22 protein-coding genes are annotated in these 21,312 nt (G+C 67.7%); 12 read left to right on the top strand and 10 right to left on the bottom strand.

The window, feature by feature from the left end:
* Positions 1-32 precede the first annotated feature (32 nt).
* Positions 33-611 carry a hypothetical protein gene (locus ACNUDN_RS15970; RefSeq protein WP_419122859.1) on the top strand — a complete coding sequence of 193 codons (579 nt, stop codon included), beginning with the start codon at positions 33-35 and terminating at the stop codon, positions 609-611.
* 5 nt (positions 612-616) lie between these two features.
* On the opposite strand, the gene ACNUDN_RS15965 is transcribed toward ACNUDN_RS15970, so the two are convergent.
* Entirely contained in the window at positions 617-1,315 is a 699-nt protein-coding gene (locus tag ACNUDN_RS15965) for a hypothetical protein (protein WP_419122858.1), read from the bottom strand.
* Between the two features lie 73 nt (positions 1,316-1,388).
* Here ACNUDN_RS15965 and ACNUDN_RS15960 point away from each other — a divergent pair, with 73 nt between their 5' ends.
* The 3 genes from ACNUDN_RS15960 to ACNUDN_RS15950 are packed head-to-tail and all read left to right on the top strand — an operon-like array spanning position 1,389 to position 5,313.
* Positions 1,389-2,900: a carboxylesterase/lipase family protein gene (locus tag ACNUDN_RS15960; protein WP_419122857.1), complete on the top strand. Its 1,512-nt coding sequence runs from the start codon at positions 1,389-1,391 to the stop codon at positions 2,898-2,900.
* Positions 2,901-2,960: 60 nt separating this feature from the next.
* Positions 2,961-4,970: a primary-amine oxidase gene (locus ACNUDN_RS15955; protein ID WP_419122856.1), complete on the top strand. Its 2,010-nt coding sequence runs from the start codon at positions 2,961-2,963 to the stop codon at positions 4,968-4,970.
* Between the two features lie 16 nt (positions 4,971-4,986).
* A complete protein-coding gene (locus ACNUDN_RS15950) occupies positions 4,987-5,313 on the top strand; it encodes a YnfA family protein (RefSeq protein WP_419122855.1) in 327 nt (108 codons plus the stop codon).
* A gap of 6 nt (positions 5,314-5,319) precedes the next feature.
* On the opposite strand, the gene ACNUDN_RS15945 is transcribed toward ACNUDN_RS15950, so the two are convergent.
* Positions 5,320-6,204 carry an SCO6745 family protein gene (locus ACNUDN_RS15945; RefSeq protein ID WP_419122854.1) on the bottom strand — a complete coding sequence of 295 codons (885 nt, stop codon included), beginning with the start codon at positions 6,202-6,204 and terminating at the stop codon, positions 5,320-5,322.
* A gap of 152 nt (positions 6,205-6,356) precedes the next feature.
* On the opposite strand from ACNUDN_RS15945, the gene ACNUDN_RS15940 reads away from it, so the two are divergent.
* Positions 6,357-7,100, top strand: a complete 744-nt coding sequence (locus ACNUDN_RS15940; RefSeq protein WP_419122853.1) for a DUF4333 domain-containing protein — start codon at positions 6,357-6,359, stop codon at positions 7,098-7,100.
* Between the two features lie 12 nt (positions 7,101-7,112).
* Here the strand turns inward: ACNUDN_RS15940 and ACNUDN_RS15935 are convergent, their stop codons facing one another.
* Positions 7,113-8,021 carry a DoxX family membrane protein gene (locus tag ACNUDN_RS15935; RefSeq protein WP_419122852.1) on the bottom strand — a complete coding sequence of 303 codons (909 nt, stop codon included), beginning with the start codon at positions 8,019-8,021 and terminating at the stop codon, positions 7,113-7,115.
* Between the two features lie 83 nt (positions 8,022-8,104).
* The gene (locus tag ACNUDN_RS15930) at positions 8,105-9,028 is read right to left on the bottom strand and encodes a LysR family transcriptional regulator (RefSeq protein WP_419122851.1); all 924 of its coding nucleotides are present in this window, start codon (positions 9,026-9,028) and stop codon (positions 8,105-8,107) included.
* A gap of 48 nt (positions 9,029-9,076) precedes the next feature.
* Between ACNUDN_RS15930 and ACNUDN_RS15925 the strand changes: the two genes are divergently transcribed.
* The 3 genes from ACNUDN_RS15925 to ACNUDN_RS15915 all read left to right on the top strand — a co-directional run bounded on the left by ACNUDN_RS15925 (position 9,077) and on the right by ACNUDN_RS15915 (position 11,312).
* Positions 9,077-9,886 (top strand): enoyl-CoA hydratase-related protein, encoded by an 810-nt coding sequence (locus ACNUDN_RS15925; protein ID WP_419122850.1) that lies wholly within the window; start codon positions 9,077-9,079, stop codon positions 9,884-9,886.
* Between the two features lie 185 nt (positions 9,887-10,071).
* Positions 10,072-10,938 (top strand): EamA family transporter, encoded by an 867-nt coding sequence (locus ACNUDN_RS15920; RefSeq protein ID WP_419122849.1) that lies wholly within the window; start codon positions 10,072-10,074, stop codon positions 10,936-10,938.
* A 20-nt stretch (positions 10,939-10,958) separates the two neighbouring features.
* Positions 10,959-11,312, top strand: coding sequence for a nitroreductase/quinone reductase family protein (locus ACNUDN_RS15915; protein ID WP_419122848.1), 354 nt, complete (start codon positions 10,959-10,961; stop codon positions 11,310-11,312).
* A gap of 15 nt (positions 11,313-11,327) precedes the next feature.
* On the opposite strand, the gene ACNUDN_RS15910 is transcribed toward ACNUDN_RS15915, so the two are convergent.
* The 4 genes from ACNUDN_RS15910 to ACNUDN_RS15895 all read right to left on the bottom strand — a co-directional run bounded on the left by ACNUDN_RS15910 (position 11,328) and on the right by ACNUDN_RS15895 (position 15,622).
* On the bottom strand, positions 11,328-12,185 hold the full coding sequence (locus ACNUDN_RS15910) for an ABC transporter permease (protein ID WP_419122847.1): 858 nt from the start codon (positions 12,183-12,185) through the stop codon (positions 11,328-11,330).
* On the bottom strand, positions 12,182-13,057 hold the full coding sequence (locus ACNUDN_RS15905; protein WP_419122846.1) for an ABC transporter permease: 876 nt from the start codon (positions 13,055-13,057) through the stop codon (positions 12,182-12,184). Before ACNUDN_RS15905 ends, ACNUDN_RS15910 begins: the two co-directional genes overlap by 4 nt.
* A 67-nt stretch (positions 13,058-13,124) precedes the next feature.
* A complete protein-coding gene (locus ACNUDN_RS15900) occupies positions 13,125-14,306 on the bottom strand; it encodes a polyamine ABC transporter substrate-binding protein (RefSeq protein WP_419122845.1) in 1,182 nt (393 codons plus the stop codon).
* Between the two features lie 80 nt (positions 14,307-14,386).
* On the bottom strand, positions 14,387-15,622 hold the full coding sequence (locus tag ACNUDN_RS15895; protein ID WP_419122844.1) for an ABC transporter ATP-binding protein: 1,236 nt from the start codon (positions 15,620-15,622) through the stop codon (positions 14,387-14,389).
* Between the two features lie 233 nt (positions 15,623-15,855).
* Between ACNUDN_RS15895 and ACNUDN_RS15890 the strand changes: the two genes are divergently transcribed.
* Positions 15,856-16,287 (top strand): type II toxin-antitoxin system Rv0910 family toxin, encoded by a 432-nt coding sequence (locus tag ACNUDN_RS15890; protein ID WP_419122843.1) that lies wholly within the window; start codon positions 15,856-15,858, stop codon positions 16,285-16,287.
* A gap of 24 nt (positions 16,288-16,311) precedes the next feature.
* On the opposite strand, the gene ACNUDN_RS15885 is transcribed toward ACNUDN_RS15890, so the two are convergent.
* A complete protein-coding gene (locus tag ACNUDN_RS15885; RefSeq protein ID WP_419122842.1) occupies positions 16,312-17,808 on the bottom strand; it encodes an MFS transporter in 1,497 nt (498 codons plus the stop codon).
* A gap of 39 nt (positions 17,809-17,847) precedes the next feature.
* Positions 17,848-19,020, bottom strand: coding sequence for a DmpA family aminopeptidase (locus ACNUDN_RS15880; protein WP_419122841.1), 1,173 nt, complete (start codon positions 19,018-19,020; stop codon positions 17,848-17,850).
* A 189-nt stretch (positions 19,021-19,209) separates the two neighbouring features.
* On the opposite strand from ACNUDN_RS15880, the gene ACNUDN_RS15875 reads away from it, so the two are divergent.
* The 3 genes from ACNUDN_RS15875 (at position 19,210) to ACNUDN_RS15865 (ending at position 21,281) form a co-directional block, all read left to right on the top strand.
* Positions 19,210-19,692, top strand: a complete 483-nt coding sequence (locus ACNUDN_RS15875) for a TspO/MBR family protein (protein WP_419122840.1) — start codon at positions 19,210-19,212, stop codon at positions 19,690-19,692.
* 72 nt (positions 19,693-19,764) lie between these two features.
* The gene (locus tag ACNUDN_RS15870) at positions 19,765-20,598 is read left to right on the top strand and encodes an acyl-CoA thioesterase domain-containing protein (protein WP_419122839.1); all 834 of its coding nucleotides are present in this window, start codon (positions 19,765-19,767) and stop codon (positions 20,596-20,598) included.
* A gap of 41 nt (positions 20,599-20,639) precedes the next feature.
* On the top strand, positions 20,640-21,281 hold the full coding sequence (locus ACNUDN_RS15865) for an ABC transporter substrate-binding protein (RefSeq protein ID WP_419122838.1): 642 nt from the start codon (positions 20,640-20,642) through the stop codon (positions 21,279-21,281).
* Positions 21,282-21,312: the final 31 nt, after the last annotated feature.

The following is a 21,312-nucleotide window of genomic DNA, read 5'->3' as shown; positions in this document are numbered from 1 at the left end:
CCGGGCACCACATCTAGGCCAAGCTGTCGGGCGTGGACGGATGGTTCGAGCGCAGCCCATTCATCGGTTTCATCCCCTGGATCATCTACTGGGTGGTGGCCGACGGTCCGAGCACCTGGATGTTCGGAGCGATCTGCGCGGTGATCGCGACACTGATCCTGGGTATGTCGGCTGGGTTCGCCGGCCTGAGGATGCTCGACGTGGTCACCGTCGTGTTCTTCACCGGCGTGACGATTGCCGGGCTGGTCCTGGGCGCCGCCGACCGCGACTGGATGGACATCTACGCGACCACCCTCTCCAGTGGGGTGTTGGCGGTGATGGCGCTGGCTTCCCTGGCATTCGAGCCGTTCACCGCGCAGTACGCCCCCTCGGGCGCGGCTCGCGATCACGCGGAACAGGCCGCCTTCCGGCGCGCCAACCAGGTGTTGACGCTGATGTGGGCGCTGGTCTTCGCCCTGATCGCCGTGCTGGGTTTCCTGGCGGCGACGGCTCCGTCGACCGTCCACCTGACGAAGGCCGTGATCCCGGTCGTCGTCATCGTCGGCGCCGTGGGGATGACGCGGATCTACCCGGACAGAGCCAGGGACCGGGCCCGTCGCCAAGCCGGTTGATGTTCTCAGCAGCGGTATGAAACCGCCGACTGCGGTGGCGCCGGCACCTCGGCCAGACATCCGAATGCCACCACGCCCTCGGCGGCGAGGCGCACCGCCGACCGGTGGGCGTAGTTGACGCAGAACAGCCCCGCCATATCGCTGCGGCAGCGATTGTCGCCGAACATCAGTGACTGCCCGGCGGCCAATTCGGCGCCGGCGCCGGTCGCGAACGGTCCGGGATCGCCGCGCAACGAGCCGACGGACAACTCCGTGCCGGAGAAGTCCACCCAGCCAGGCTTCCACATGCCTTCGGCCTGCGCCGGGCGCGGCGGCGGTGCGGCGAGCTCGAGCAGGCATGTCAATTCGCCGTCGGACGCGGCGTCGGTCATGCACTGCGTGCTCGAGTGCGGCGCCCCCGACGCTGCCGTGAACGCGATGTCGTCACCGAGGCGCGTGGTGACGCCGTCGCGGAAGGCGACGTGAAATCCGGCCGGATCCACTGGGACACCCGCCTCGATCCAGCCGATGACCTCGTCGATCGCGGCGCCGGGTCCGGGCACGTCCGATGTGTTCGGCGGGGACGGTGACGGGCTCTGGACGGCCGAGGTGGTGGAAGGTGGCCCCGCAGGCGGCGAGGTGAGCGGGGGCTGCGCCTCACCGCCCACCGACTGGGAGCAGGCCGCCACCAGGGCGCTCAACGCGATCACGGCGGCTATGCGCATTCGGCCAGGCTAGCGACCCGACACGCTGGTTCCGGCGAGGCAGGCCGTGTGCGAGTTCGCTACCGTCGAAAGAATGCACGAGCATCCGGTCCGGCGCACGGTCGCCGCGGGAACCGTGGAGGGCTTCGCTCGCGACGGTGTGAACCGCTGGCGGTCGATTCCCTACGCGCGTCCCCCGGTCGGTCGACTGCGCTACCGCGCGCCGCAACCGGTGCAACCGTGGCCGGGGGTGCGGTACTGCCACGGGTTCGGGTCGTGTGCGCCCCAACAGCGGATGTACACCATGCTGGCGCCGGGAAGGTACCAACCGACCAGCGAGGACTGCCTGACGCTGAACGTGGTCACGCCCAGGCGCGCCGAACCCGGAGACGCCCTGCCGGTGATGGTGTTCATCCACGGCGGCGGCTACCTGCTGGGCAGCTCGGCAACCCCGATCTACGACGGCGCCTCGCTGGCCCGGAAGGGCTGTGTCTACATCTCGGTCAACTACCGGCTCGGGGCGCTCGGCTGTCTGGAGTTGTCGTCGCTGTCCAGTGACGACGTCATCATCGACGACAACCTGTTCCTGCGCGATCTGGTGATGGCATTGCGGTGGGTGCGTGAGAACGTCGAGGTGTTCGGTGGCGACCCGGACAACGTGACCATCTTTGGTGAGAGCGCAGGAGCCCACGCCGTCGCGACGCTCATGGCCACTCCCGATGCCGAAGGGCTTTTTGCACAAGCGATTTCACAAAGTCCGGGCAGCGGCATGATCAGCGGCGCCGACGTCGCGGCGGACTATGCGGCGCGCTTCGCCCGCCAACTCGGCTCCACCGAAGCCGACGCCGCCCGCGTCCTGATGTCGACGCGTCCAGCCGAACTCGTCGAAGCCCTCGACCGGCTCGTCGTCGAAGGGCAACGAGAGATGCTCGGGGCGTTCGCGATCGGACCGACCTACGGGACGCCCTATCTGCCCGAAGATCCCGTCGAGGCGATGCGCGGCGGAAAAGCCCACCGGGTCCCGCTCATCGTGGGCACCAACGCAGACGAGGGGCGCCTGTTCACCCGCTTCCTGAAGTTGCTGCCCACCGACGAGCGGGCTATCGAACGGATGCTCGCGCATGTGAAACCGCATGCGCGGGAACGTATTCTGGCTGCATATCCGGAGTATCCGCGCGCTGATGCCTGTGTCCGCTTCGGCGGTGACTTCATCTTCGGATCCGCGGTGTGGCAGATCGCTCAGGCGCACTCGGCGCACGCCCCGACCCATGTGTATCGCTACGATTACGCGACGCGGGCTCTGCGCTGGTCGGGTATGGGCGCCACCCACGCGACCGAGCTGCTGGCGGTTTTCGACGTGTACCGGTCCCGATTCGGCCGGCTCCTGGCGGCCGGCATCGACTCGCGGGCGGCTCAGAAGGTGTCCGACGACGTCCAGCGGCGTTGGTTGGGTTTCGCCGCAGAGGGTGTGCCCGGCTCGGACTGGCCCCGCTACAGTCGTGACGAACGGGCGGTCCTGGTACTTGACCATCGCCGCCGCGTGGAACTCGACCCGCACTCCGAACGCCGCATGGCCTGGGAAGATTTTTTCGAGGCTGCCCGCTAGAACGCCCCGTTTTGACTCGATTCGGCTGCCGGCCGGCGGTGAATATGGTTGCGTTGACGGGTGTCGCAGCCCAGTGATCCGCCCTCGGCGGGTGCATTTCCCCTCGACCCGCTCAGCGCTGACGAGTTCACCGCAGTCACCGAGATCCTCCGTCGCGACCGCGGCGTCGAACCACGACCGGGATCCGGGGACGCGACCGCGAGCCGGGGCTGGCGCTTCGCCTCGATCGAGTTGGCCGAACCGGGTAAGCCGGAGATCGTCGCGTTCGAGAACACCGGTTCTCGGCCCGCGCGCCGAGCCGAGGTGATCTGTTTCAACCGGGTCGACAACGCCACCTACAAGAGTGTGGTGTCGCTGACCGAGAACCGCGTGGAATCGTTCGAGCACATTCCCGGCGTGCAGGCGAACTTCACCGTCGATGAGTTCGTCGAGTGCGATGAGCTCCTGCGCACGCATCCCGATGTCGTCGAGGCCCTGCGCGGACGCGGCATCACCGATATGAACCTCGTCTTCTTCGACACCTGGACCTACGGGGACGCCGTCGCGCCCCCGGAGTACCGCGACCGGCGGATCGGCTGGTCCGACAGCTGGGTCAAGGCAGCCCCGGGTGCCAACCCCTACGCGCGACTGGTCAGCGGGCTGCACTGCGTCGTGGATCTCAACGCGATGGAGCTGCTTCGCGTCGAGGATGAAGGGCCCTTCGCGGCGGGAGAGCCCGCCCCCGATGTGATGGGGGAGTACGTTCCCGCGCACATTCCCCAACGCATCCTGGCCTCCGCGCGCCGCGAACCGCTCACGCCGCTGCACATCACCCAGCCGCAGGGGCCGTCCTTCAGCATCGAGGGCACTCTGCTGCGCTGGCAGAACTGGTCGCTGCGGGTGGGTTTCAACCATCGCGAAGGGATGACGCTTCACACCGTGCGTTACCGCGACGCCGGTCGCGATCGCTCTGTCGCGCACCGGATGTCGTTCGCCGAGATGATTGTGCCTTACCGCGATCCGTCTGCCGACCATTACCGGCGTACCGCATTCGACATCGGCGAGTGGGGCCTTGGGTTCATGACGACGTCGCTGGAACTGGGTTGCGACTGCCTGGGCGAGATCCGTTACCTGGACGCCGTTCTGCACAACAGCAGAGGGGAGCCGTACACCATCACCAATGCGATCTGCATCCACGAAGAGGACAACGCGGTGCTCTGGAAGCACGTCGACCACGAGATCGGCGCCGAAGTGCGCCGCATGCGCAGGCTCACGATCTCATTCCACGTCACCGTGGCCAACTACGAGTACCTGGTCTACTGGCGGCTCTATCAGGACGGCAACATCGAATGTGAGGTGCGCGCGACCGGCATCATGGTCACCACCCCGCTGCCCGCCGGGGCGTCGAATCCCAACGGCACGCTCGTCGACGAGCGCACGTATGCCCCTTTCCACCAACACTTCCTGGTCGCCCGCCTCGACATGGACATAGACGGCCCGGACAACACCGTGGTGGTTTCGGAGTCTTTCGCCGAGCCCATCGGCCCGGATAATCCGCACGGTCTGTCCTTGGTGGTGCGCAACACCCCGTTGCGCACCGAGGGTGAGGCCAGGCAGGACGTGAACTTCGCCACCCAGCGGGCGTGGAAGGTGGTCAATCCCAACGTCGTGACCGGCCTGGGCACCCACCCGGCGTACAAACTGGTTCCCACCGGTGCGATCCCGTCGATGTTCGAGCCGGGCTCGCCGGTGCTGGAACGGGCCGGGGTCATCGCCCATACTCTCTGGGTCACGCCCAACCGGCCCGATGAGCGCTGGCCGGCAGGAGAATTCGTCAATCAGTCGGTACGTGACACCGGTCTGGCCCGCTGGACTGCGGCTGACCGTTCGATCGAGAATACCGATGTGGTGTTGTGGTACGTCTTCGGTATCCACCACATCACCCGCCCGGAGGACTGGCCGGTGATGCCGGTCGATATCGTCTCGTTCTGGCTCAAGCCATTCGGATTCTTCGATCGCAACCCGGCCCTCGACGTGGTCGGCACCCCGCCGGACGCCTGTCACACCGAGGCGACAAGCGCGCATCACTGATGGCACGCTGTGACGCGTGGTCGTCAAATCCGTGCTGCTGTTCGTCCTGGCCGCGATCCTGGAGATCGGCGGTGCCTGGCTGGTGTGGCAGGGCGTCCGTGAGCACCGCGGTCTGCTGTGGGTGGGCGCCGGGGTGCTCGCACTCGGAGCCTACGGTTTCGTCGCGGCCTTTCAGCCTGACGCCAACTTCGGCCGGGTGCTCGCCGCCTACGGCGGGGTGTTCGTCGCCGGTTCGCTCATCTGGGGCATGGTCGCCGACGGTTTCCGGCCGGACCGGTGGGATGTCACCGGCGCGGCGGTGTGCCTGGCCGGCGTCGGCCTGATCATGTACGCGCCGCGGTGAGTCCGCTCAGTTCACATACGCGCCGGCATCGTCGAGATCGTCACGGTTCAAGCCCATCGGAGTCGCCGCCGGGACATCCCCGGCCGCGATCACCGTCCGCGCGATAGGGGTGAGAGCCCGGAACAAAGACTCGATCTCGTCGTCGTCGAGGGCGTCGAGGATGGTCAGCGCCGCCGCGTCGGTGCGGTCTTCGATGCGCTGCTTGAGTTCACGTCCGCGGCCGGTCAACTCACCGGCATCGTCGAGCAGTCCACGGCCCCGCAGTGCGTCCTGATGAAGCGCCCACTGTTCGTCGTCGTAGTCACGGGCCCGCCTGATCATGTCCTCGGGAACCCCGCCGGCGGCGGCGTGCAGAATGTTGCATTCCCGCCCGGAAACCCGCTCGGCGACGAGCACGGCGACGTGCCCGTCGCCGCGGTATTCGCGCAGCAGGGTGCTCGCGTGCCACAGCCGCGCCAACGGCTCGTCGGGCCAGGGGAGTGCCTGGTTGGCCGCGAACAACGGACGGCCGCCGACGTCGGCGGCGGCCGCTGCCTTGGCGGTCAGGTCGGCCACGACCGCCGCAGCGTCTTCGCCGACCCCGCAGCGCCGCAGCGCCGCCACCGCCGCCTGCTGCCGGGCCGCCAGCGCGGCGGTCGGTGACGCGACCTCCCACGCGGCCGGCAACGCCCTGGCGACCCGCGCGGGCGCGAAGTTGTAGAACATGGCGCTGACCACCTGGGCGGGGACCGGACCCAGCGGTGCCGAACGCGCCGCGAAATATCCCATCCAGAATCCGCGGTAGCCGAGGTCGTCGAGCGCGGATCTGGCTTCTGGGGCGAAGTAGGTGACCGCGTGCACCGGCTCGGCGCGGTCGTGCAGGCGGCGGGCGAGGGTGTGGTCTCGAGGCATCCCCGCAGTCAACCACTGCCGTGCTGAACGTCTGCTAGGGTCCGCTGCAAACGTGCCACGGGACGGGACGGCACGCCCGGGCACCGTGACGGTACGGCGCCCCTTGGGGCACCGTGACGGCACGCCCGGCGCGCCGTGACAGGACAACAGATATGAAGCAGCCGATCGGTCGACTGGTCGGCCCCTTCGCGGGCGCGGTGGTGGCTTTCGCGGCGGTCGCTTGCAGTGTGGACGCCGGCGATGGCGTTCCGGTCGTCGCGCCCGAGGATCTGCAGGCCGACATCACCACCCAGCTCGAGGCGGCGGGGGCGCAACCGCAATCGGTGTCGTGTCAGGGCCCCCTGGTCGGTGAGATCGGCCAGAGTACCCGTTGTGATGTCGTCCTCAGTCCGACGAACAGCTTCGAGCCGATCGTCACCGTCACGGCCGTCAGCGGCGGGACCATCGATTACGAGTTGATCCCCGCCCTGTCGGCGCAACAGCTGCAGCGCGCTGTCGCTCGACTGGCCGGCGACGACACCGGATCCGACGTGCAGGTGAACTGCCAGGCAGGGTTGCTCGGGCGGCTCGGCGAGGAGACGCGCTGCGACGTCACCGCCGAGGGTGTCACCCTGGCCCGTACCGCGCAGGTAACCAGCGTCGAGGGTCTGATGATGAACTTCGACCTGGTGCCCGTGCTGACCAAGGACGAGGTCGAGGCGTCGCTACTCGATGAGGTCGCGCGTCACCTCGGCCGACGCCCGGATTCCGCCCTGTGCACCGGCGAGCTGGAGGGACGCCTGGGTAACACCGTCGACTGCGCCGTCGCCGACGGTGACGAGCGTGCCGTGTTCATCCTCACCGTGACCTCGGTGGATGGGGACAACATCGACTACAGCTACGCACCGCGGGGCTGATCCGGCCCGCGGTCAGCGCAGCCGGCGCTTCTGCTTCTTGGCCTCGGCGCCGGCGACATCGGCCAGTGCGGCGGCCCGGCTGCGGGCCACCTCGGCGCGGTCGCGGGCGGCATCGGCCAGTTCTGGGGCGCGGTCGCGCGCCGCGTGGGCCAACTCCTCGCCGCGTTCGCGCGTCAGGTGGGCGAGTTCCTCGCCGCGCTCACGGGCCACATGGGCCAGTCCGGACGCCCGCCCGCGGGCGGCTTCGGCGAGCTCCGGCGCTCGGTCGCGCGCCGCTTCTGCCCACACCTCGCCGCGCTCTCGGGCCACTTCGGCCAGCTCCCCGCCCCGCTCACGGGCCACATGAGCCAGTTCGCGTCCGCGCTCTGCCCCGACGTGCAGGCCGTGGCCCAGCTTCTCGGCGAGCGCGCTGTCGGACAGAGATCCGCCCGCGGCCGCTCCCGCCGGCATAGCAGACGCGACGGCGCCGGACACCTTGCGGGCGGCGCGGCGACCGCGCCAGCCCAGCGACGGCCTGCCCTCGGTGTCGACGGCGGCGATGATCAACCCGCCGATCAGGCTGACGTCGGTGACGAACGCGCGCCGCTCGTCGGCTTTGCGCTCGGGATCCGTTTCGTTCCAGAATGCGTGACCGCCAAGGGAACTCGGGACCACGCTGAGTGCCAGCGCAGCCGACGCGACCCGCGGGAGGCGACCGGTCGCCAGCAGCAGCCCGCCGCCGATCTGGACGGCGGCGGTCACCTTGGCCACGGTCTCGGCGTTGGAGGGCACGTTGGTGCCGACCGGGTCGGGCAGCTTGCTCAAACCTTCCAAGGTCTGCCGGGTCGCATCGGTGGCGGGTTTCGGGCTACGCAGTGCTTCGATCCCGCGCGAGATGAACACTGCGGACAGCATGGGGCGCGCTACACGTCGGATCAACATGCGGGCTGTGTTCCCCGGCCGATGGGGCGGCAAACCCGCCCGCAGAGACCCGTTGTGCGGCCCCGCAAGACCCCCGGACATGGTCAGCTGCCGGGCTGCGGGCGGGGCCACCGCGGCTGGGCCAGGACACCGTCGGGCGGGCACATCCGATCCAGGATGGCCCGCAGCGGCGACCAGGCGGCACGGCCCCTGCGTGTCACCGCGTACGCGGTGAGCGTGACGGCAGGATCGTGGAGCGGAAGCACCGCCACGCCGCTCGCGGTCGGTCTGTCCAGGGGCAGCAATCCGACGCCGAACCCTCCCTCGATCAGGTCCTCGACCAGATCGAGGCTGTCGACCTGATGTGCGATCCTGGGTGCGAATCCCGCCAGTGCGGCCAGCGTGCGGACCGCGGTCTCGTCTGCGGTGTTGCGCGAGTTGACGATCCAGGTCGCGTCGGCGAAGGCCGACAGACCGGTTCCGGCGGTTCCGGCAGTCCGCCTCGACGGCACGCCGAGTCCCCACCCGGCCGACCACAGCGGTGTGGCCTGGAGATGGGCGCCGGGCGAGGCCGGGGCGAGGTTGTAGTCATAGGTGAGGGCGAGATCCAGATCATCGCCGGTCAGCAGTGAGAACGCCTCGATCGGCTCGTGCTCGCTGATGACGACGCGCACCTCGGGGTAGCGGCGGGCCAGGCCGGCGATCATGGGCAGCAGCGACACCCGGATACCGGTGGCGAAGCCGCCGACGCGCACGGTGCCCGCCGGTTCGGCGTCGGGGTCCAGGTCGAGCCGTGCGCTGTCGACCGCCGCCAGGATCGTCACCGCATGGTCGGCCAGCCGGCGGCCTGCCGGAGTCAGGCGCACGCGACGACCCTCAGGTTCGATCAGCTGCGCACCGGTGTCGCGAGCCAGGGCGGCGATCTGTTGGGACACCGTCGAGGTGGTCAGATGGTGCTCCTCGGCGACGGCCCGCATCGAACCGAGCCGGGACAGGGCCAGCAGCAGTTCCAATCGCCGTGTGTCCATATCTGGATTGTCTCCGGCGGACCGACGCAAGGTCGGTAGGTTTGCCTCATGACCGACCTGACCGTCAGTGTCGGGGACGGTGTCGCGGTGCTCACCCTGAATCGTCCCGATCGCCGCAACGCCTATACCGAACAGATGGGGGAGTTGCTCAGCGCCGCCTACCGGCGGTGTGACGACGCCGACGACGTCCGCGCCATCGTGCTCACCGGTGCCGGCGACGCTTTCTGTGTCGGCGCGGACCTCGGTTCGCAGACCGGGCCGTTCGGGTCCACCACCGACGGGTTCACCGCTTCGCCGATCGAGCCGGCAGCATTCGAACTCCGCACTCCGGTGATCGCCGCGGTCAACGGTCACGCCATCGGCATCGGGTTGACCCTGGCGTTGCAGGCCGACATCCGGGTGATGGCTTCCGACGCCAAATATGCTGTGGCACAAGCACGCCGCGGCGTCATTGGTGACTGCATGTCGCATTGGACCCTGCCGCATCTGGTCGGCGGCGCGGTTGCGGCGGATCTGCTGCTGACCGGTCGCACATTCGACGGCGTCGAGGCGGCGGCCATGCGTGTCGCCACGCGGTCGCTACCCGGGGCCGAGGTGCTCGACGCAGCGATGGCGATCGCCCGCGACATCGCTGTCAATGTCGCACCGATGTCTGCCGCGCTGAGCAAGAGGCTGCTGTGGGACACCCAGATTCACGGCTACCCGGCCCGGCATGTCGCCGAGTTGGAGACCGCGCTACATCATCGGGTGATGGGCAGTGCAGACGCGCGCGAGGGGGTCAGCGCATTCATGCACCGCCGCCCGCCGCGGTGGAGCGCATCCGTCTCGCGGGAGTGGGAGCCGTTGCCCGACCGCTGAGTGGACCGGTTGAGCAGACAGATCAGGGAGCAGCCGACCCGAGACCTCGTTTACGCAGCCGCCGGGGCCGGCTGCGAGCCGCGTCGGAGTCGCCCATCCGGCGGGTAACCGTCCGTAATTCGTGAACGATGTGTCGTGAAAAATCACGTGGACCGCAATGGTCGGGATCCCGTTGAATGCCCCTCATGGGGACGGATCAGGCGCGCGCCGGAGCTCTCATGGCACTGGGATCGATGGTGTGCATACAGCTCGGCCTGGCAATCGCCGTCACGCTGATCGAGCAGATCGGGGTCGAAGGCGCCGCGTGGTTGCGGTTGGCGTGGGCGGGTGTTCTCTTCCTGCTCATCCTCCGTCCACGCCGGGAGGCGTTCACCCGTACCAGTTTCCTGATGTGCGTGCTGCTGGGCATCGTCACCGCGGCGATCACGCTGCTGTTCATGGCGGCGTTGGCCCACATCCCGCTGGGGACCGCGAGCGCCCTGGAGTTCCTCGGTCCGTTGGGCGTGGCGGTGGCACGTGGTCGCGGCCGCGCGCGCTTTGTCTGGCCGGGGTTGGCCGCAGTCGGCGTCCTGCTATTGACTCAGCCGTGGAGTGGGGAGGTGGACCCCGTCGGAGTGGGATTCGCGCTCGGGGCTGCGGTGTGCTGGGCGGGCTACATCCTGCTCACCCAGAAGGTGGGGGACCAGGTCGCCGGCATCAACGGGTTGGCGGTGTCGATGCCCGTTGCCGGATTGGTGGCCACGCTGACGGTGGGGCCCGCCGTCTTCGACCGGATGACACCACAGATCCTGTTGATCGGGATCGGACTGGCCGTCCTGCTTCCGGTGGTCCCGTTCGCATTGGAGCTGGTGGCCCTGCGACGTCTCACCGCGGCGGCGTTCGGCACTCTGATGGCTCTGGAGCCGGCCTTCGCGATGCTGCTCGGATTGCTGATCCTGCACCAGGTGCCGGGACTGCCGGGGGTGGTCGGTATCGCTTTTGTGGTCGCGGCCGGGGCGGGCGCCGCCCGCACCGGTGCCCGCACCCCGCCGGTGCCACTCGAAGTCGGTTGAATCCGGATAGCGTGAAACGTATGGGCAGAGGCATCTTCGATTCACCCGTGGTGGGAATGGTCAACGCGGGCGCGGCACGGTTGATCAACGCACCCGTCATCGGTCCGCTGATCCGGCGGAACACGGTACTGATCCGTTACACCGGCAGACGTTCCGGACAGCGGTTCCAGACCCCGGTGAGTTACCGCAGAGCCGGTGACACCGTGGCGATCCGGGTGATGGCGCCGGACAAGAAGACGTGGTGGCGCAACTTCACCGGTGCCGGTGGTGCGATCACGCTGATGAACCTCGACGGTGCCGACCGTACCGGCCACGCGGTCGCCGAACGCGACGAGCGCGGCCGGGTCACGGTGACCGTGACACTCGACGGCTGACCCGGCGTCGCGCTCTCAGCCGACGAACTTCTTGCGCCGGTACAGGGTGCTTCCCGCGAGCAGGATGAGGCTCACCAGCAGGATCGCCGTGGCCAGCACGTTGATCTGCGGCGGCACCGCGGCCTTGACCGCCGCGTTGACATAGAGCGGGTAGGTGACCTCGGCGCCGCTGACGAAGTACGTGATGATGAAGTCGTCGAGCGAGAGTGCAAACGACAGCATGGCCGCGGCAACAATGCCGGGGACTATCAGTGGCAGCGTGACTTTGAAGAAGGTACGCACCGGCCCGGCGCCGAGATCCAGTGACGCGTCCTCCAACGTCCAATCGAATCCGCGAACCCGGGCCCGCACCGTCATCGCGATGAAACTCACCTCGAACGCGATGTGCGACAGCACGATCGTCAGGTAGCCCGCGGCGGTGTTGAAGTCCAGGAACAGGGTCAGCAATGCCGCGCCCATCACGACCTCCGGGGCGGTCAGCGGCAGCACCAGAAAGGTGTCCACTGCGCGTTGCCCGCGCCACCGCTGACGGACCAGCGCAATCGCCACCAGCGTGCCGAGCACCAGTGCGATCGCGGTGGACACCGCGGCAACGTTGAGGCTGAGCTTGAGTGCTGCGGTCAGCGGCGGATACTTGAACGGGTCCAACCAGTTCTCCAGCGTGAAACCCTGCCAGGTGTAGTTGAACTTGCCCACGGGTTTGTTGAAGGAGAACAGCACGATCACGAAGATGGGCAGAAACAGGTAGAGCAGAACCAGGCCGGCCGCCAGTCGCAGCAGCGCGTCACCCCAATTGCGGCGGGCGCGAACCTTTTTGGGTCGCGGATCCTGCCCCGCCGCGGTTGCTATCGCCGCCCCGGCCTGGACCGTCATACCAGGTCCTCCGAGCCCAGGGCGCGCGTGTACAACAGCACGCCGATCAGTATCAGCAGCATCAACCCCAGGCTGAGAGCCGCCGCCGCCGGATAGTCCTTGACCACGAGGAATTGTTTCTGGATGACGTTGCCGATCATCGTGGTCTGCGTACTGCCCAGGTAGTCGGCGTTGATGAAGTCGCCGACAGCCGGGATGAACACCAACATGCTCCCGGCCAACACACCCGGAATCGACAGTGGCAGGATCACTTTGCCGAAGCTGCGCGGTGCCGAGGAGTACAGATCTTTGGAGGCCTCCAACAGCCGCGGGTCGATTTTCTCCAGGCTGACGTACAGCGGCAGGATCATGAAGATGATCCAGTTGTAGGTGAGCCCGCCGATCACCGCCCAGCTGGTGGACAGCAGCCGTCCCTCGCTGGGCAGCAGACCGATCGCGCCGAGCGCACTGACCACCCAGCCCTCGTCGGCCAGGATGGTCTTCCACGCAATCGTCCGGATCAGGAACGTGACGAAGAACGGCAGGATCACCAGTCCAAGGATCAGGTTCTTGAACCGTCCCGCTTTGAACGCGATGACGTAGGCGAGCGGAAAGGCCAGGAGCAGGCATAGCACCGTCGCGACGAACGCGTAGCCGAACGACCTGAAGATCTGATCGCGGTACAGGGTGAACGCGTCGACATAGTTGCCGAAGTCCCACGCGAACGTCAGCGTCGGCATGAACACCGACCCCGCGGTCTCCGACAACGACGTGCGTGCCAGCGAGAAGAACGGCACCACGAAGAAGATCGCGAGGTACGCGAGTGCAGGCAAGACCATCAGATACGGGGCGATCTTGCTCCGTTGCCGGCTACTGGTCGCGACACCTGCCATCTACGTTCCCCGCGTCGCAGGTCGGATAGACGCGTCCCGCGTCGCAGATTGGATCGACGCCACCGCGTCAGCCGCCGGTCACAGCGGCGTACGCGGTGTTGTATTCCTGCGTCTGCTCGTCGGTCAATGCGGCCCAGCCCTTGGACTTCTCCAGGACCTCGGCCGGCGGGTTGATCAGCGGATTGGCCGCGGCGGCCGGATCCACCTTCTCCAGTTCCTCGGTCATGTCGGACAACACGGGGACGAACTGGGTGTAGGCCACCAGCTTGGCGTAGTTGGGCCGGTCATAGACGTAGTTGATCCACGCCTCGGCCGCCTTCTGATTCTGAGTGGTGTAAGGGATCACCATCGTGTCGACGAACGTGGTGGCGCCGGACTCCGGGACGACGAACTGCAGATCGGGATTGTCGGCCTGCAACTGGACCACATCGCCCGAATACGCCTGCGCCACGGCGATGTTGCCCGCGGCCAGATCGTCGGCGTAGTCATTGCCGGTGAACCTGCGGATCTGGCCCATGTCGTTCTGCTGCCGTACCAGGTCGATGGCCTGCTGGACCGATTCGGTGCTGGGGTCCTCCGGCGAGTTGCCCTGCGAGAGCATGATCATTCCGAGTCCGTCCTGGGCGTCGGAGAACAAGCTGACCCGGCCCTTGAACGCCGGATCCCAGAGGTCGTCGATCGTCCTGATCTCGCGCCCGGTGGCCGCTCTGTTGTACGCGAGACCGACCAGGCCGGACATGTACGGGGCACTGAACTTGCGTCCCGGGTCGACACTGGCCTCGATGAGGTCGGGCCGGATGTTCGATTTGTTCGGCACCCCTTCGTCGCTGATGTCGTTGAGCCAGCCGAGCTGGTGCAGACGCACCGCGAGGAACGTGGTCGGGATCGCCATGTCGGCGCCGATGTCCTGCTTGCGCGACAGCGGCTCCTTGACCTTGGCGAACCACTGCTCGTTGTCGTTGAGGTCCTCCTTGTAGTCCACCGTGATGCCCGACGCCGTCTGGAACGCGGCGATGAAACCGTCGGCCATGTACAGCGGCCAGTTGGAGATCCGCAACGTGCCGCTGGCAGGGCCACCGTCCTCGGCAGTGGTGCTCGATGTGCCGCTGTCGGACCCGCAGGCCGCCAGGAACGACGAGCCGAGCGTCAGGCCGGCTGCCGCGGCCGCGCCACCACCGATGAAGCGGCGGCGGGACGTCCGGCGTGCGGTCAACCGGGCCAGCAATTGGGGATCGATGTCACGGGACATGGCGTGGCGTGCCTTTCGTCGGCTGCGGGGAAGGGGAGGGGGTCGATTGGGGCAGGATGTCTGCCCGCGACGGACGCGCGTCAGGAATCGTCGAGCATCTCCTCGAGATCTTCGGTGGTCGGTATGTCGTCACCGGGCAGCACCAGCGACGCAGCGGGCGACCAGCTGACGTACACCTGATCGCCGGGGCGCAGCATCGGCAGGTCCTGCTCCGGTCCCACATGCGCGATCACCGTCGACTCGTCGGGAGCCGCGAGGGACAACCGCACCACCGGGCCCTGAAAGGTCAGATCCGAAACCGTGGTCCGCACAGCGGCGACGTCGCCGGTGGGTTCGTCCATCGACACCTGGATGCGTTCGGGGCGCACCATCAGGGTGGCGTGACCGCCGGGTTCGATCGTGGTCTCGCCCGGGCGGGCCTTCAACGTCGACCCCAGAACGTCGACCTCGACGAAGTCGCGATTGGCCCGGCCGGTCTGGCGCCCGGACCACAGGTTGGCCTGCCCGATGAAGCTGGCGACGAAGACCGTCGACGGACGGTCGTAGATCTCGGTGGGGGTGCCGATCTGTTCGACGTTGCCGGCGTTCATGACCGCGATGCGATCACTCATCGTCAGCGCTTCCTCCTGGTCGTGGGTCACGTAGATGAACGTGATGCCGACCTCACGTTGGATGCGTTTGAGCTCGAACTGCATGACGTGCCGGAGTTTGAGGTCCAGCGCACCCAAGGGCTCGTCGAGGAGCAGGGCGCTGGGGTAGTTCACCAGCGCTCGGGCCAGTGCGACGCGTTGCTGTTGTCCACCGGAAAGCTGCGCCGGACGGCGTTCGGCGAAATCGGTGAGCCGCACGATCTCCAGCAATTCATCGACGCGCTTGCGGATCTCACCCTTGTCCAGCTTCTTGCTGCGTGGGCCGTACGCGACGTTGTCCCACACCGTCATGTGCGGGAACAACGCGTAGTGCTGGAACACCGTGTTGACGTTGCGCTTGTTCGGCGGCGTCTTCGAGACATCGGCGCCTTCAAGCCGGATCGCTCCCTCGGTGGGCGTCTCGAAACCCGCGATCATCCGCAAGGTGGTGGTTTTGCCACATCCGGACGGCCCGAGCATGGAGAAGAACTCGCCCTGAGCAATGGAGAAGTCCGCGTCGGCAACAGCGATGTAGTCGCCGAAACGCTTCGTGACATGGTCGATCTCGATGACCGGACCGCCCTTGGCGTGGGCGCCCGGTCCCGCCGTCTGTTCTGCAGCGGTCAAATGTGTGCCGGTCAGGGCAGGTCCTCCTCTGGTCAGCCGTCGTGGCTGTGGGTAAACCATCGCGGATCGCGCCGACCTTCGCAAGCGATTCCGCAACGAATTTACATTTCCACAATGGAATCCCTCGTCTGTCGCGGGCTCGACTGCGTAAACCCGCGGCGAAGGGCGCGCTGCACCGATGCCTGACCAGTGCCGGCCGGCAGCGTCGCGTTGCGGATCGAGTCGAGTTTGGCAGCTCGACATCACGAAATGGCACCGTTTACCGCCATGTCGGGGCGGGGTAGTGAACAGCCATGGCGAGAGTCGATGTGTCCGTAACCTCCGATCTGAGCCCCGAAAACGCTTGGGCGCTGGCGTCGGACCTGAAACGGTTCGACGAGTGGTTGACGATCTTCGGCGGATGGAAGAGCCCCGTGCCGTCGCAGATTGATGTCGACACGCAGGTTGCGTCCCTGATCAAGGTCAAGGGCTTCCGCAACGTCATCAACTGGCGGGTGACGCGGTACGACGAGCCCAAGGAGATCGAACTGGTCGGAACCGGTCGGGGCGGGGTCCGCATTGCGCTCTCGCTGCAGGTGGAACCGGCTCGCCGGGACGGTTCGGCGTTCGGGGTGACCGCAGACCTGTCCGGCGGTCTGCTCTCCACACCGGTCGGAAATGTGGTTGCGAAGGTCATCAAGGGGGATGTGCACCGGTCGGTGTGCAACCTGGCGGAATTGCGCTGACCGCCGAGGCCCGCCCGGGTCGGGTCAGCCCCACTCATGATTCATGGCGCGGGATTGGTAGCGGGCCTCGTCGGAGGCTTCGGCGCCCCACGGTGTGTCGGTCGTGGTCGCTCGGGGGCGTGAGAGCGCGATCAGCAGCATCGCCATCAGGGCCGTCACCGCGCCGCCGAGGAAGATGAGGGTGAAGCTGCTTTCCGCGGGCGTGCCCGCCGCAGTGGTACGTCCGAGAAGCACGGCGACCAGCGCGGCCGCGGTCGAGCTGCCGATCGTGCGGGCGATGGCGTTCATGCTGGTTGCCACCCCGGTTTCGGCGGCATCGCTGTCGGCGACGACCAAAGCCGGCAGGGCGCCGTAGCCGAGGCTGATGTAGGCGTTGGCAAGGATGCTCGCGGTGATCACCTGCCACGGCGAGGAATGCGCGAACGCGATGAACAGGAAGCCGGCGATACCCGCGCACGCGGCGACGATGAGCACCGGCCGCGCGCCGAACCGGTCGATGAAACGCCCGCTGACCAGCGCGACGAGGAACCCGGTGACGGCGCCGGGCAGCAGATACACCACGCTCGCCTCCAGCACGGTGGCCCCGAACCCGTACCCCGCGGCGTCGCGGTCGACCTGGACGAATTGGGTCAGACCCAGGAAAGCGAAGTACAGGCCCATACCGACGAAGACGGTGGCCAGGTTGGTGAACAGCATCGACCGCCGGGCCAGCATCCGTGTCGACACCAGCGGGCGTTTGGCCCGGCGCTCCCAGAACCACCAGGCGATCAGGACAGCGATCCCGCCGCCGGCACACCCCACGGTGCGCGGGGAGTGCCAACCCCAGGCATTGGCCTGGGTGACCGCCAGCAACAGTGATGACAGGCCCACCGCGAGCCCGACCGCGCCCAGCCAGTCGATCGACCCGGTCGCCGTGCGGCGCCGGTCGGGCACCAGGGTGACGACGATGACGATCACGAGGACCGTGAACGCGGTGGTCAGCCAGAACACCCGGTGATAGCCGGCGTCTCCGCTCATCAGCAGGCCGACCACGACCAGCCCGGCGCCGCCGCCGAAACCCAGCGTGCCCGACAGCACCGCCATCGCTCGCACCATTCGATCGGGGCTGAGTTCTTCGCGCAGGATCGCGATGCTGATGGGGTACAGCGCGAAGGACGCAGCCTGCAGGACGCGCGCCAGGATCAGCAGCGCCAGCGACGACGTGACGGCCGCCAGCACCGATCCGGCCAGCACGACCGCGAGCACCCAGAGCAGAACCCGCTTCTTGCGGTGCAGGTCGGCCAGCCGGCCGATCAGCGGCGTCGCGGCGGCCGCGGCGAGGAGATTGGCGGTGACGGCCCAGCTGACGGCCACCAAAGAGGCGTCGAGTTGGTCGGCGATGACGCCGAGCACCGGGACCACGGCGGTCTGGAGCACCGCGACCGTGAGTACCACGACGCTGAGTCCGACGACGAGAAGACGGGGACGCGCCACGGGAGCATCGGCGGCAGCGCCCGGTACTGCGATGCCCGTCCGCCGCACATCCGCTCCGTTCGTTAGCTGATCTTCAGTTCTTTCCGATTATGGTGCCCCACCCAGCAGAACCGGCAAGCGGTCGATGGGCAGCCGGGGTGACCGATGTCCGTCCCGTCCGGTCATCTCGGAGTTGACCACCAGGGCATTGAGCACGGCTTCCTCGACGCACTGAACGACCGCGGTGAACAGCTCGTCCATCCGGCCCCACGGCAGGAAGGTGATCGATCCGAATTCGTCCTCTCCGACCGGGCCGAGCGGAAAGGTGCTGGCCAGGTCCGGAACGTCCGCGGTCGAGAAGGCCAGGAAGATGTCACCGGAGAAGTGGCTGCCCGCGGTACCGGTGCGGGCCAGTCCCAACGGCACCCGGCGGGCCAGTGCCTTGCACTGTCCCGGCAGCAGGGGCGCGTCCGTCGCCACCACGGCGATGACCGATCCGGCGCCGGGCGGCGGCGCACCCGACAGGTCGCGGGCGAACCAGTCACCGTCGAGCGGGTTGTCGGCCAACAGGTGCGGCCCGACGTGACGTCCGGCGATGGTCAGCTCCTGCCGCGAGCCGAAGTTGGCCTGGACGAAGGCAGCCACGGTGTAGGTGTGCGAGCCGTAGGGCACCAGCCGTGATGCGGTGCCGTTTCCGCCCTTGAAGTCATAACAATTCATGCCGGTGCCGCCGCCGACCGACCCCTCGGGGACCGGGCCGCCGGTGGCGTTGTCGAGCGCCGCTTCGACATGCTCAACGCGGACGTGCCCACCGTTGATGTCGTTGAGATAGCCGTCCCAGGTCTCGGTGCACACGGGCAGCAGCCACTGACGGCCCAGTCGCGGTACGACGCGGTTGGCCCACTGCACCACCCCGGTGTGGCATACGCCGATGGCGTGCGTATTCGACAGCACCACAGGAAGATTGAAGGAGCCCACCTCATCGATCCAGGTGGTGCCGGTCATCTCGCCGTTCCCGTTGAGCGAGTACCAACCCGCCGCACACGGCCGCCCGACTCCCGACCGCCCCCGCGGCAGGATCGCGGTTACGCCGGTCCGCACCGGTCCCCGCCCAGGTACCAGCGGGCCGTCCCCCTCGACGAGCGTCGTGACCCCGATCTGTACGCCGGCGACGTCGGTCAGCGCGTTGAAGGGACCCGGTGTGCCCGGGAGTTCGATACCTGCGCCGCGGGCACGGGGCCGGCCGTCGGCGGCATGGGTGGTCGGATTTATCGCAGTCACGTGACGATCATGGCGGAAGAGTCCTCGCCGATCGCCTGGTGCGACCTGGCCGCGGTCGCGGTGATCTACCGTGGTGATCGCGTCCTGCGACGTGCTCGGCCCGCGCCGGGTTCGGTTGGGTGTCTTTGGATCGGGTACTGACCGGGATGCGCGGCGCACGGTGCGCCGCAAACCACCGGAAGGGTACCTATGCGTCCATTGACTCTCGCCAAGACCGCAGGCGCGGCGTTCGCCGCGGCCGCAGTCGGAGCGCTGGCCACCCGCCCCGCCGTCGAGTCCAGCTGGTACCGGCGGCTGAACAAGCCGGCTTTCCAGCCGCCCAGGGCGGCGTTCCCCATCGCGTGGAATCTGTTGTACAGCGACATCGCCGCCGTGTCGGCGTCGACGATCGACACCCTCAACGAGCGGGGTGACACCGAACAGGCCCGCGCGTACTCGCGGGCTCTGGCCGTGAACCTGGTGCTGAATGCGGGGTGGAGCTGGGTCTTCTTCAACCGCCGCATGTTGGGTCCCGCAGCTGTGGGCGCGGCGGTCCTCACCGCCAGCAGCGCCGATCTGGCCCGACGGGCCGGCACGGTGAACGGCGTCGCCGGGGCGGCGCTCGCGGCGTATCCGTTGTGGACCGGGTTCGCGACGGTTCTGAACACGCGGATCTGGCAGCTCAACCGCTGACCGAACGACGTCGCATCGCACTGCGGCCACCCCGGTGCCGCGGACGGGTCGAGGCCGGGGTCTACTGAATGCGTGCAGCACACCACCGACGTCCACCCCGCGGCACACTTCGTCACCGTCGACGGGGCGTTTCTGCCCACCAGGTATGCGCAGAGCCACTGGGGTGACGATCACCTGAACGGTCCGGCGATCGTGGGGTTGGTCGCCCGCGGACTCGAAAATGAATGCGGTGGTACCGAATTCCATCCGACCCGATTGACGGTTGACCTGTTCCGGGCCGCCCGCAATGCTCCTACCACCCTCGATATTCGGGTGGTGCGGGACGGTCGCAGGGTCCGCAGTGCCGAATGTGACGTGGTGCAGGACGGTCGGAACGTGGCCCGCGCGACACTGATCCAGTATCGGCCGTCCGCGCCACCGCCGGGAACGCTGTGGCAACGGGCCGGGAAACCGCCGCAGTGGCCGGAGCCGGACAGCTCGGTGCAGCCGTTTGTCGGAAGCGATGATGGGGGCTGGACGCGTTCTCCCGCCGGGCATCAGGACGCTTCCCGGAAGCGGTTCTTCAACGACGGCATCCGAGTGGTGACCGGTGAGAGCAACTCACCGTTCGTGCGTTCGGCGATGGTCGCCGAAGCGACGAGCCTGGTGACCAACCTCGGTACTGCCGGAGTGGGCTACATCAACGGCGACCTGACCGTAGCGCTGGCACGGTTGCCGGTGGACGACTGGATCGGCCTGGAGGCCGACGCGCACCACGCCGCAGCCGGACTCGCGGTGGGCACCGCGACCCTCTACGACAGCCTCGGGGCGTTCGGCGCCGGACTCACCACGGCCATCGCCAACCCCGCTGCCCAGATCGACTTCTCGACCCGAAGTTTCAACCCCGGTGACATCAGCTACGAGTAGGGGTTCCTCGGCGAAATGGCGCCCAGCGACGGGATTTGCGCGTGAGGCTGCATCACCGGCGGTGGTGTCGAGTCATCGCGATCGCCACAGTGGATCGGCAGACCTACGATCGGCTGTCCCAGATCGCCCCGACTGTCATTCAGTCCGATGACTATGCCGACGAGCAGACCCCGTGGGACGTTCAGCTGCTCACCACCGGTAAGGCGCTCGGCAAACAGGACGAGGCCGAGAAGCTGGTCGCCATCGTGCAGAGGCGCATTGATCAAGCACGACAGGCGAATCCGGAGTTCGAAGGAAAGACGCTCGTCGTCGACTTCGGGCCGCAGGACGGCGGGCACCACCTGCTTGCGGCCAACGATCCGCGCCGCTCGCTGTTCACCGCGCTCGGCTTCCGGGCCCAAGAGGTCGACGGAGACGTCAGCGAGGAGAACCTCGATCTGCTCGATGGAGACCTGTTGTTCGTCAACGGCGCCACCCAGGAGCAGATGTCGGCCTCACCCGCATTCACGCGGTTGGGGGTGGTTCGCCATGAGCGCACGCTGTACACGACGTTCGAGTCGAATCTCAGCGGGGCGCTCACCTACGGCGGCCCCGACGCACTGCTCTACGCGCTGGATGTGCTGACCCCACAGCTGGCCAACGCGCTCAACGGCAGACCCGTGGCCGATCTCGCGACCGCCTGACGTGTCGATCGTCCCGGTCGCTCGCCGGTAC

Origin of the sequence: Mycobacterium sp. smrl_JER01, from assembly GCF_048513595.2 — a bacterium.
Taxonomy (GTDB): Bacteria; Actinomycetota; Actinomycetes; order Mycobacteriales; family Mycobacteriaceae; genus Mycobacterium.
Note: the sequence above shows the minus strand (reverse complement) of the source record. Positions and strands in the feature narration are given on the sequence as shown.